This window comes from Sutterella sp., from assembly GCF_052272535.1.
Lineage (GTDB): Bacteria > Pseudomonadota > Gammaproteobacteria > Burkholderiales > Burkholderiaceae_F > Sutterella.
Genome location: NZ_DAVZJY010000021.1, coordinates 1 through 10,457 on the forward strand (window position 1 = coordinate 1; position 10,457 = coordinate 10,457).

Genomic DNA, 10,457 nt, shown 5'->3' on the forward strand with positions numbered 1-10,457 from the left:
CTCCGCGCGGAGCTCCCCCGCGACGGAGCGGCCGGGCCGCAGCGCCGCGGGTTCGGACTTGCGGGCGGCGGCTTTGGGAAACGCCCGTCCGCCCGCGGGGCGGAAGGCCTCGTCCTCGGTCATCGGACCTGCCGGCGGATCAGTCGTAGCCCAGAGTCTTGAGCGCCTTCACGTCGTCGGACCAGCCGCGGCGCACGCGCACCCAGACTTCGAGGTGCACGGGGCAGCCGAGCTGCTCGGCGATGTCGGCGCGCGCCAAGCGCGAGATCTCACGGAGCTTCGCGCCCTTTTCGCCGATCACGATCGGCTTGTGGCTCTCGCGGTCCACGATCAGGGTGGCGATGATGTCGGCCGAGCGCTTCCCGTTTTCTTCGGTCTCGACCCACTTGTCGATCGTCACGGCCGTGCCGTAGGGAAGTTCGTCGCCGAGGAGCCGGAAGGCCTTCTCGCGGATCGTCTCCGCGGCGAGGAAGCGCGGCGAACGGTCGGTGTAGAGCTCCGGATCGAAGTAGGGAATGCTCTCCGGGAGGAGCTTCTTAATCTCGTTCAGAAGGTCGCTCAACTGACGGTGCTTTTCAGCCGAAACCGGCACGATCGCGGCGAAGGGGAAGCGCCGCATCGAGTCGGCCATCAGCGGCAGAAGCGCGTTGCGGTCCTTCTCGAGGTCGGTCTTCGAGAGGACGAGGATCACGTTCGACGCGTCCTTCGGAATGAGGTTGAGGACCTCGAGGTCCGCCGGGCGCCAGCCGCCCGACTCGATCAGGAGGACGATCGCGTCCACCTCGCCCAGGGTCGAGCGCACCGAGCGGTTCATGCGGCGCGTGAGCTGCGACTTCACCTTGGTCTGGAAGCCCGGGGTGTCCACGAACACGTACTGGGCGTCCTCTTCGGTGAGGACGCCGAGGACGCGGTTGCGCGTGGTCTGGGGCTTCTTCGAGGTGATCGAGACCTTTTCGCCCACGAGCGCGTTGATCAGCGTGGACTTCCCGACGTTCGGGCGCCCCACCACGGCGACGTAGCCGCAGCGGAAGCCTTCGGGGACCTTGAAGGCCGTGGCGGCGCCCGCCGCGGCGAGCATGCGCTCGAAGTCCTGCGGGGCTTCACCCGGTTCTTCGTGGTCGGCATCTTCGGCGAGGTCCTCCTCGAGCGCCGCAGCTTGCGCGGCGGACTCGAGTTCAGCCTGGTCTTCGACTTCGGCGGCGGCCGCCTCGTGCTTCATTTCAGTGTTGGTCATTTCTGAAGGCGCTCCTTGACGGCTTCGAAGGCGGCCTCGGCCGCGGTCTGTTCGGCCGAGCGGCGGCTCGTCGCCTTCCCGGTCGTCACGATCTTCAGGGCGTCGATGCGGCACTCGCACTCAAACGAGCGCTCGTGGGCCGCCCCCATCGTGTGGAGGATGTTGTATTCGGGGCGCGGAAGGTGCTCGCCCTGGAGCAGCTCCTGGAGCCGCGTCTTCGGATCCTTGCTCATCTTCTCGGGGGTGAGCCCCGTGAGGATGGGCTCGTAGAGGCGCAGGATCACGCCCTGCGCGGTCTCGAACCCCGCCTCTCTGAAGACCGCGCCGAAGATCGCCTCCATCGCGTCGGCGAGGATCGAGGGGCGGTGCGTGCCGCCCGTCTTGATCTCGCCTTCGCCGAGGTAGAGGAAGTCCGAAACGGAGATGCGCTGCGCGATCTCGTGCAGCGTCCCTTCGCAGACGAGGTTCGCGCGCACGCGCGAAAGCTCGCCTTCGTTGAAGTGTTTGTCGCGCAGGAAGAGCGCATAGCCGATGACGCAGTTCAAGACCGAGTCGCCGAGAAACTCCAGGCGCTCGTTGTGCTCCGCGGCGAAGCTGCGGTGCGTAACGGCACGCCGCAGCAGCTTCTTGTCGGTGAATTCGTAGCCGATCCGTTCCTCAAGTTGAGACAAGGGCAGCATTTTCTTTCTTTGGTTTTCTGCTTTTATGGTTTCGGGTCCAGAATGAACTTCCGTCGTTCCGGAGTCAGCGGAAGGAGCCGATGCGGCTCATGTCGCCGAAGTTCGCCCAGATGAAGACGGCGCGCCCCACGAGGTTCTCATCGGGCACGAACCCCCAGTAGCGGCTGTCCTCGCTGTTGTCGCGGTTGTCGCCCATGGCGAAGTACTTGCCCGCGGGGACGGTGCAGACGAAGCCGCGGTTGTTGTAGCTGCAGCCCTCCTCCTTCTTCATCACGGCCTGTAGCGGCACCCAACCCGGACGCCGGTGGTCGAGCGCCATCAGGTGCGTGACGCCCGAGAGGTCCTCGTCGCGCTCGTCGAGCGTCACCATCGAGGTCTCGTCGATGAAGTCGCGCGGCTGCGACTGCTTCTGCTCGACGCCGTTGATGTAGAGGACCTTGTCGCGGTACTCCACGCGGTCGCCCGGGACGCCAACGATGCGCTTGATGAAGTCCACGTTCTCGTCCATCGGGTAGCGGAAGACCACGACGTCGCCGCGCTGCGGGCTCCCGACCTCGATCACCTTGGTGTTGAGCACCGGAAGGCGCACGCCGTAGTCGTACTTGTTGACGAGGATGAAGTCGCCCACGTGCAACGTCGGGAGCATCGAGCCCGACGGGATGCGGAAGGGCTCGAAGAGGAAGCTCCTCAGCAGGAAGACCACGAGGATCACGGGAAAGAGCCCCGCGGTGTATTCGAGCCACCAGGGCTGGCGGAGGATCTTCGCGCGCAGCGCCCGAAACTCGTCCGTGACGGACGCTTCGCCGCGCCCGAGGGCCTCGCGGTTCGCGGCTTCGAAGGCCGAGGCGGCCGCCTCGGCCTTCTTCTTGCGGGCCGGGAGGAACGTCACGCGCTCGAGCACCCAGAAGACGCCCGTGACGACAGTGAGGAGGAAAAGAATCAGAGCGAAGTTCATGTCGTTCTTCTCAGCGAAGTGAGTGTCCGCGGGTCCGGAGGTCGTCCGGTCCCGCGGTCGGGGATTACTTGTCTTCCGTCTGCAGGATGGCGAGGAACGCCTCCTGCGGGATCTCGACGCTGCCGACCTGCTTCATGCGCTTCTTGCCGGCCTTCTGCTTCTCGAGGAGCTTGCGCTTGCGGGTGATGTCGCCGCCATAGCACTTCGCGAGCACGTTCTTGCGCAGCGCCTTGACGTTCTCGCGGGCGATGATGTTCGCGCCAATCGCCGCCTGGATCGAGACCTCGTACATCTGGCGCGGAATGAGACTCCGCAGGCGCTGCACGAGCTCGCGCCCGCGCGGGACGGCGTTCGAGCGGTGCATGATCGCCGAGAGGGGATCGACCTTGTCGCCGTTGATGAGCACATCCACGCGCACGACGTCGGCCGCGCGGTACTCCTTGAACTCATAGTCCATCGAGGCGTAGCCGCGGGTGAGGGACTTCATGCGGTCGAAGAAGTCGAGGACGATCTCGGCGAGCGGCAGGTCGTACGTCAGATGCACCTGGCGCCCGTGGTAGGCGAGGTTCGTCTGCACGCCGCGCTTCTCCTGGCAGAGCTTCATCACGGCGCCCACGAATTCGTTCGGCACGAAGATCGTCACGGTGTCCACGGGCTCGCGGATCTCCTCGATCTTGTCCACGGGCGGGAGCTTCGAGGGGTTCTCGACGTGGATCACTTCGCCGTCGGTCATCAGGACCTCGTAGACCACCGACGGGGCGGTCGTGATGAGGTCCATGTTGTATTCGCGCTCGAGGCGCTCCTGGACGATGTCCATGTGGAGGAGCCCAAGGAAGCCCGCGCGGAAGCCGAAGCCGAGCGCCTGGGAGCTCTCGGGCTCGAAGCGCAGCGCCGCGTCGTTGAGCTGGAGCTTCGTCAACGCATCACGCAGCGCGTCGTACTGGTTCGACTCCACGGGGAAGAGGCCCGCGAACACCTGGGGCTTCACGGCTTTGAAGCCGGGGAGCGGCTCCTCGGCTGGGCGCTGGGCGAGCGTCACCGTGTCGCCCACGCGGGCGTGCTTGAGCTCCTTGATGCCGGCGATCACGAAGCCCACCTCGCCCGCGGAGAGCGACTCGCGGGTCTTGCTCTTCGGCGTGAAGACGCCGACCTGCTCGACGAGGTGCGTCGCGCCCGTCGCCATCAGTTGGATCTTGTCCTTGGGGCGGATCGCGCCGTTCACGACGCGCACGAGCATCACGACGCCCACGTAGTTGTCGAACCACGAGTCGATGATGAGCGCCTGGAGGGGCGCCTCGGGGTCGCCCTTCGGGGGCGGCACGTCGCGCACGACGCGCTCGAGGATCTCGTCCACGCCCATGCCGGTCTTCGCCGAGCAGGGAATGGCGTCCGTCGCGTCGATGCCGATCACGTCCTCGATTTCCTCGGCGGCGGCCGTCGGATCGGCGCTCGCGAGGTCCATCTTGTTGAGGACGGGGATCACCGTCACGCCGAGGTCGATCGCTGTGTAGCAGTTCGCCACCGTCTGCGCCTCGACGCCCTGCGTCGCGTCCACGACGAGAAGCGCGCCTTCGCAGGCCGAAAGCGAGCGGCTCACCTCATAGGAGAAGTCCACGTGCCCCGGGGTGTCGATGAGGTTGAGTTCATAGACCTCGCCGTCCTTCGCCTTGTAGCGCAGCGCCGCGGTCTGCGCCTTGATGGTGATGCCGCGTTCGCGCTCGAGGTCCATGCTGTCGAGCACCTGCTCGCTCATTTCGCGCTCGGAGAGGCCTCCGCAGCGCTGGATCAGTCGGTCGGCAAGCGTGGACTTGCCGTGGTCAATGTGGGCGATGATCGAAAAATTACGGATGTTCTGCATCGTCGATGTAAGTGTTCGGCGGGGCGTCCGCAGTGTCGGAGCGCCGCGCGGAGATTCGGTGCGCGGCGCGGATGGAGGTGGGCGCGGAGACGGCCGGACCGGCTTTCAAGGAGGTCCTGCGGCCTTCCGGGCGGATGAGCGGAATTTTCCCCGGAATCGATGATTTTAGCCGAGAGCGGGCGCGGGCATTTGCCCTCGGGCGCACGCGCGCGGCGTGGATCTCCTTCAAAACATTTCGGGCGCGGTCCACCTCGTGAGGGAGCCGCGCCCGATCCGTTGCGCCGCGTGAGCTCCCCTCCGCGGAGGAGCTCACGGGAGAGGCGTCATTCCGTCCAGCGCTTGTAGATCACCGTCGAATTCGTGCCGCCGAAGCCGAAGGAGTTCTTCATCGCGGCGCGGATTTCCATCCTGCGCGCGCCTTCGGAGCAGAAGTCGAGCCCGGCGCAGGCTTCGTCCACGTTTTCGAGGTTGATGGTCGGGGGCGAGACCTGTTCGGCGACCGCCATGATCGAGAAGACGGACTCGACGCCGCCAGCGCCGCCGAGCAGATGACCCGTCATCGACTTCGTGGAGTTGACGACGAGCTTCGAGGCGTGGTCGCCGAAGACTTCGCGGATCGCCTTCACTTCGTTGGCGTCGCCCACCGCCGTGGAGGTGCCGTGGGCGTTGAGGTAGTCGATGTCCTCGGGCTTCATGCCGGCGTGACGGAGCGCCATGCGCATGCAGCGCACGGGGCCGTCGGTCGCGGGCGTCGTGATGTGGTGCGCGTCGCCCGAGAGGCCGTAGCCCACGACCTCGGCGTAGATCTTCGCGCCGCGGGCGCGCGCATGCTCGAGCTCCTCAAGGACGAGGACGCCGGCGCCCTCGCCCATCACGAAGCCGTCGCGGTCGCGGTCGAAGGGGCGCGAGGCCTTCTCGGGCGCGTCGTTGCGGCGCGAGAGCGCGTGCATCGCGTCGAAGGCGCCGATGCCGAGCTTGCAGACGGTGGATTCCGCACCGCCCGCGATCATCACGTCCGCGTCGCCGCGGGCGACGATGTAGGACGCCTCGCCGATCGCATGCAGACCCGTCGAGCAGGCCGTGACGTGGGCGATGTTCGGGCCCTTGAGGCCCTTCATGATGGCGAGCTGGCCCGAGATCATGTTGATGATGCAGCCGGGGATCATGAAGGGGGAGATGCGGCGCGGACCGCGCTCGACCATCGCGTTGTTGTTCGCGCAGATCATCTCGAGGCCGCCGATGCCCGCGCCGATCGCGACGCCCACCATCGGCGCCTCCCCCTCCGTGACCTCAAGGCCCGAATCCTCGAGCGCCATCAGGCCGGCGGCGACGCCGAAGTGCACGAAGCGGTCGAAGCGCCGCATCTCCTTCACGCCGAGGTACTTCGACGCGTCGAAGTCCTTCACCTCGCCGGCGATCTGGCAGCCGAACTCCGAGGCGTCAAAGGAGGTGATGCGGTCGATGCCGCTCTTTCCCGCAAGGGCGTTCGCCCAGCTCGTCTTCAGGTCGGCCCCGAGCGGGGAAATCATGCCGAGACCGGTCACAACAACACGGCGGTTCATCATCTCAAAATCACTCCGTTCATCGACCGAGGCGCGCTTCCCTTTGCAAGGCCTCGGAATTCTGGATTAGCGCAAAGCCGCGAGACCGCGGCCTCCGCATGCAAAGCGGGACTCGTCTCCGAGTCCCGCCCTTTTGTTTCGCTCACGGGTCCGGCGCTCCTCTGCGGAGGCGCCCCGGCCCTGCCGTCATGAATTACTTGTTGACGGCGGCCTTCACGAAGTCGATGGCCTGCTGAACCGTGCGGAGGTTCTCCTGCTCGGTGTCGGGGATTTCGATGCCGAAGGCGTCCTCGAGGGCGAGCGACATTTCAACGGTGGTCAGGCTGTCGGCGCCGAGGTCTTCAATGAAGGAGGACTCGTTCTTGATGTCCTCTTCCTTGATGCCGAGCTGTTCAGCGATGATCTTCTTGACCTTCTGTTCGATTTCGTCCATTTTGTTCTTCACTCCGTAAGGGGGTTGATCTCTCGTAAAGGGTACCCCGTGCTCAGGAGCATGCAGGGTTGAAAAAAGGATTAGCGGTTGATTTTAGCAGAGGCCGGCGGCCGTCATGCGCCAATCACTAACCCATAAACATTCCGCCGTTCACATGAAGCGTGACGCCCGTAACGTAGGCGCCCGCGGGGGAGGCGAGGTAGAGGCAGGCGTTGGCGACGTCATCCGTACAGCCTAGGCGGCCGAGCGCGATCTGCTTCACGAGCGCCTCGCGGTGGGCTTCGGGCAGGTCCTTCGTCATGTCCGTGTCGATGAAGCCCGGGGCGACGCAGTTGACCGTGATGCCGCGCGAGCCGATTTCGCGCGCGAGCGCCTTGGTCATGCCCATCAGGCCCGCCTTGGCGGCGGCGTAGTTCACCTGCCCGGCGTTGCCCATGGCGCCCACGACCGAACCCATCGAGATGATGCGGCCCGAGCGCTGGCGCATCATCGGACGCACGCAGGCGCGCGCGAGCCGGAAGGCGGCGGTGAGGTCGGTTTCAATGACGTCGGCCCAGGCCTCGTCCTTCATGCGCATCACGAGCGTGTCCTTGGTGATGCCCGCGTTGTTGACGAGCACGTCGATGCGGCCCTTTTCCGCCACGACGTCGTCCACGAGCTTCTGCGAGGCGGCCGCGTCGCAGACGTTGAGGACGACGCCGCGCCCGGCGCCGCCGAGGGCGGCCGCGCGCTCGGAAATCGCCGCGGCGCCCGCCTCCGAGGTGGCGGTGCCGACCACGTAGGCGCCCGCCTTCATGAAGGCCTCCATCACCGCCGCGCCGATGCCGCGCGAAGCGCCCGTGACGAGGCACACCTGACCGGCGAGGGCGTCGGCCGCAAAAATCATCTTCTCCATCTCTTCACCTGTTGCTGTCTTGCTGTTTGGAAGGGCGTTCAATCGTGTTCACTCATTCGGCCGCACGGATCTTCTCGAGGGCGGCGGCGAGCGTCGCCTCGTCGGAGAACCCCGTGCAGCGGATTTCGGGCGCGATGCGGCGGATGAGGCCCTGCAGGACCTTCCCCGGACCGCATTCGACGACGTCGGTGACGCCCTGATCGGCCATCGCGCGGATGGTCTTCACCCACTGCACGGGCGAGGCGACCTGGAGCGCGAGGGCGCGGCGGATCGCTTCGGGGTCGCCGTGGGGCGCCGCATCGACGTTCGCGATCACGGGAATCCGGGGCGCGCGGACTACCACTTCGGCGAGGCGCGCCGCGAGCTTCTCGGCGGCGGGCTTGAGCATGCTCGAATGGAAGGGGCCGGAGACGGCGAGCTCGATCGCGCGCCGGCAGCCCTTCGCCTTCACGAGTTCAATGGCCTTGGCGAGCGCGGCCTTCTCGCCCGCGATCACGACCTGACCGGGCGAATTGAAGTTCACCGCCTCGACGGGACCGACCGCGGACGCTTCGCAGCAGCACGCCTCGACGTCTTCGTCGGAGAGCCCGATCACGGCGCACATGCCGCCCACGCCCACGGGGACGGCGGACTGCATCGCCTCGGCGCGGAAGCGCACGAGCCGCACGGCCTCCTCGAAGTCGAAGGCGCCCGCGGCGGTGAGCGCCGAATATTCGCCGAGCGAGTGGCCGGCCATCACTTCCGGCTCCGGACCGCCCGCGGCGCGCCAGGCGTCGTAGAAGGCGACCGAGGTCGTCAAAAGCGCGGGCTGCGTGTTCACCGTGAGGCCGAGCGTTTCCGCGGGCCCTTCGGCGATGAGCTTCGAGAGCGGAAATCCGAGCGCCTCATCGGCGCGACGGACATGGTCCTCGACGACGGCGTTGCCGGCGAAGCCCGAAAGCATCCCGACGGTCTGGCTCCCCTGGCCGGGGAAAACGAATGCGAGGCGCATGAGTGGTTCCTTTGGTACTGAATGATTCTTGACGGAGGTTCTGCGGGACCTCAGCGGTCGGCGCGCCACTTGAGGATCGCCGACCCCCAGGCCATGCCGGCGCCGACCGCCTGCAGCAGCACGAGGTCGCCCGTCTTGACGCGCCCGGCCTTCACGGCCGCGTCGAGCGCGAGGGGCACCGAGGCGGCTGAGGTGTTGCCGTGTTCGCTGACGGTCTTCACCATCGCCTCGTCGGCGATGCCGAGCTTCTTCGCGACCATCGACATGATGCGCAGGTTCGCCTGGTGCGGCACGAAGAGCTTCACTTCCGAGGGCGAAACGCCCGCGAGCTTCGCAACTTCCTCCGCAGACCCCGTGAGGCCGTCCACGGCGAGCTTGAAGACCTGACGGCCGTCCATGTTGATGTAGGGGGAGCCTTCGAGCGTCCCACCCGAGATGCGGGCGGTGAGGCCGAGGACCTTTTCGTCGTGGCGCCCGTCGGCGTACATGCGCGCGGCGAGGATCCCGGGAGCGTCGCTCGCCTCGAGGGCCGCGGCGCCCGCGCCGTCACCGAAGAGGACGCAGGTCGAGCGGTCCCGGAAGTCGATCACCCGCGACATCGTCTCGGCGCCCACGACGATCGCGCGCTTGTAGGGGCCGGCCCGCAGCATCGCGTCGGCGGCGTTCAGGGCGTAGATGAAGCCCGCGCAGACCGCCTGCACGTCGAAGGCCGCGCATCCGGCGCAGCCGAGGATCGACTGCACGCGGGCGGCGGTCGAGGGAAAGACCATGTCGGGCGTGGTGGTGGCGACGATGATGAGGTCCACCGTATCGGGCTCAAACCCGGCGCGCTCCATCGCCTCGCGGGCGGCGGCGGCCGCAAGGCTCGTCGTCGTTTCACCCGCAGCGGGGTCGGCGAAGCGCCGCGCCTCGATGCCGGTGCGCGTGCGGATCCATTCGTCCGTCGTCTCGATGCCCATGGCGGCGAGGCGCCGCGCGAGATCCTCGTTCGTGACGCGCGTCTTCGGAAGCGCGGAGCCCGTCGCCGCAATGCGCGAGTACATGCTCATGTGTGGTCCTTTCCCTGATGTTTTTCTTCAAGCAGAGGATATTACACGGCGCCTCCGGGCTCTAGAGCGGCCGCATGGTAGCCCCAACGGCGTAGCCTTTGCGCATGTCTGCGGGCATGAAAAAAGGGAGCCCCTCTGAGAGACTCCCTTCCTTCGTTCGCGCCGTACGCCGTCGTTCTTCGACTCTTGGCCTTCGAGTCTTCCGCCGGAACGCTCTTCTGATCCTGTGCGTCGAGCTCAATCACCGTGGGGTGCGCGGCATCTTCGCGCGAGGTGACTCAGGTGAGCGGTGCGGTGCTTCGGCGGCGTCAACAAGCCGGACTTATTCGTCCTGCTTCGTCGCGATGACCTTCTTGCCGCGATAGAAGCCGGACGGGCTGATGTGATGACGGCGATGCACTTCGCCGGTCGTCGCTTCGACAGCCGTCGGAGGATTCTTCAAGAAGTCATGAGCACGGCGATTGCCGCGACGGGCGACCGATTTCTTATTCTGCTGAACAGCCATGGCAAACCCCACGTAGGTATAAGCGAGTGTCGAAAAAAATTCTTCCGTGACCAGGCACTCGTTCCAGAACACGGAATTCCATGATTGCACCGCATCTCCCTCAGAGGGACATGCAGCAAGCGGCGGATTTTACCAAATCTTCGGGACGTGCTGCGGTCCGGAAGCGGAAGTTTTTGCATCCGGCCGGGCTGTCCGGCATGACGAAAAGGGGAAGCCCTTCGGCCTCCCCTTTTCTGGAATTCTGGAGCGGGAGACGAGTCTCGAACTCGCGACCTCAACCTTGGCAAGGTTGCGC

General features: G+C 66.2%; 10 protein-coding genes. All 10 read right to left on the reverse strand.

The annotated features are described in order from the left end of the window. Nucleotides 1-139: 139 nt before the first annotated feature. The 10 genes from era to rpmF all read right to left on the reverse strand — a co-directional run bounded on the left by era (nt 140) and on the right by rpmF (nt 10,162). Complete coding sequence (gene era, locus ACT6Y9_RS02425; RefSeq protein ID WP_443743388.1) at nt 140-1,234, reverse strand: GTPase Era; 1,095 nt, start codon at nt 1,232-1,234, stop codon at nt 140-142. Beyond that, nucleotides 1,231-1,914 (reverse strand): ribonuclease III, encoded by a 684-nt coding sequence (rnc, locus tag ACT6Y9_RS02430; protein WP_295479740.1) that lies wholly within the window; start codon nt 1,912-1,914, stop codon nt 1,231-1,233. Before rnc ends, era begins: the two co-directional genes overlap by 4 nt. Nucleotides 1,915-1,978: 64 nt before the next feature. Next, the gene (gene lepB, locus ACT6Y9_RS02435) at nt 1,979-2,869 is read right to left on the reverse strand and encodes a signal peptidase I (RefSeq protein WP_443743389.1); all 891 of its coding nucleotides are present in this window, start codon (nt 2,867-2,869) and stop codon (nt 1,979-1,981) included. 64 nt (nt 2,870-2,933) lie between these two features. Further along, nucleotides 2,934-4,727 (reverse strand): translation elongation factor 4, encoded by a 1,794-nt coding sequence (gene lepA, locus ACT6Y9_RS02440; protein ID WP_295479736.1) that lies wholly within the window; start codon nt 4,725-4,727, stop codon nt 2,934-2,936. Between the two features lie 323 nt (nt 4,728-5,050). Beyond that, on the reverse strand, nt 5,051-6,292 hold the full coding sequence (gene fabF / locus ACT6Y9_RS02445; RefSeq protein ID WP_443743390.1) for a beta-ketoacyl-ACP synthase II: 1,242 nt from the start codon (nt 6,290-6,292) through the stop codon (nt 5,051-5,053). A gap of 190 nt (nt 6,293-6,482) precedes the next feature. Next, the gene (gene acpP / locus ACT6Y9_RS02450; RefSeq protein ID WP_295479732.1) at nt 6,483-6,722 is read right to left on the reverse strand and encodes an acyl carrier protein; all 240 of its coding nucleotides are present in this window, start codon (nt 6,720-6,722) and stop codon (nt 6,483-6,485) included. A gap of 127 nt (nt 6,723-6,849) precedes the next feature. Continuing rightward, the gene (gene fabG, locus ACT6Y9_RS02455) at nt 6,850-7,617 is read right to left on the reverse strand and encodes a 3-oxoacyl-ACP reductase FabG (protein ID WP_295479730.1); all 768 of its coding nucleotides are present in this window, start codon (nt 7,615-7,617) and stop codon (nt 6,850-6,852) included. A 52-nt stretch (nt 7,618-7,669) separates the two neighbouring features. Continuing rightward, entirely contained in the window at nt 7,670-8,608 is a 939-nt protein-coding gene (gene fabD, locus ACT6Y9_RS02460; protein WP_295479728.1) for an ACP S-malonyltransferase, read from the reverse strand. A gap of 50 nt (nt 8,609-8,658) precedes the next feature. Beyond that, nucleotides 8,659-9,657 (reverse strand): beta-ketoacyl-ACP synthase III, encoded by a 999-nt coding sequence (locus ACT6Y9_RS02465; protein WP_443743391.1) that lies wholly within the window; start codon nt 9,655-9,657, stop codon nt 8,659-8,661. A gap of 322 nt (nt 9,658-9,979) precedes the next feature. After that, nucleotides 9,980-10,162, reverse strand: a complete 183-nt coding sequence (gene rpmF / locus ACT6Y9_RS02470; protein WP_295479756.1) for a 50S ribosomal protein L32 — start codon at nt 10,160-10,162, stop codon at nt 9,980-9,982. Nucleotides 10,163-10,457 lie beyond the last annotated feature (295 nt).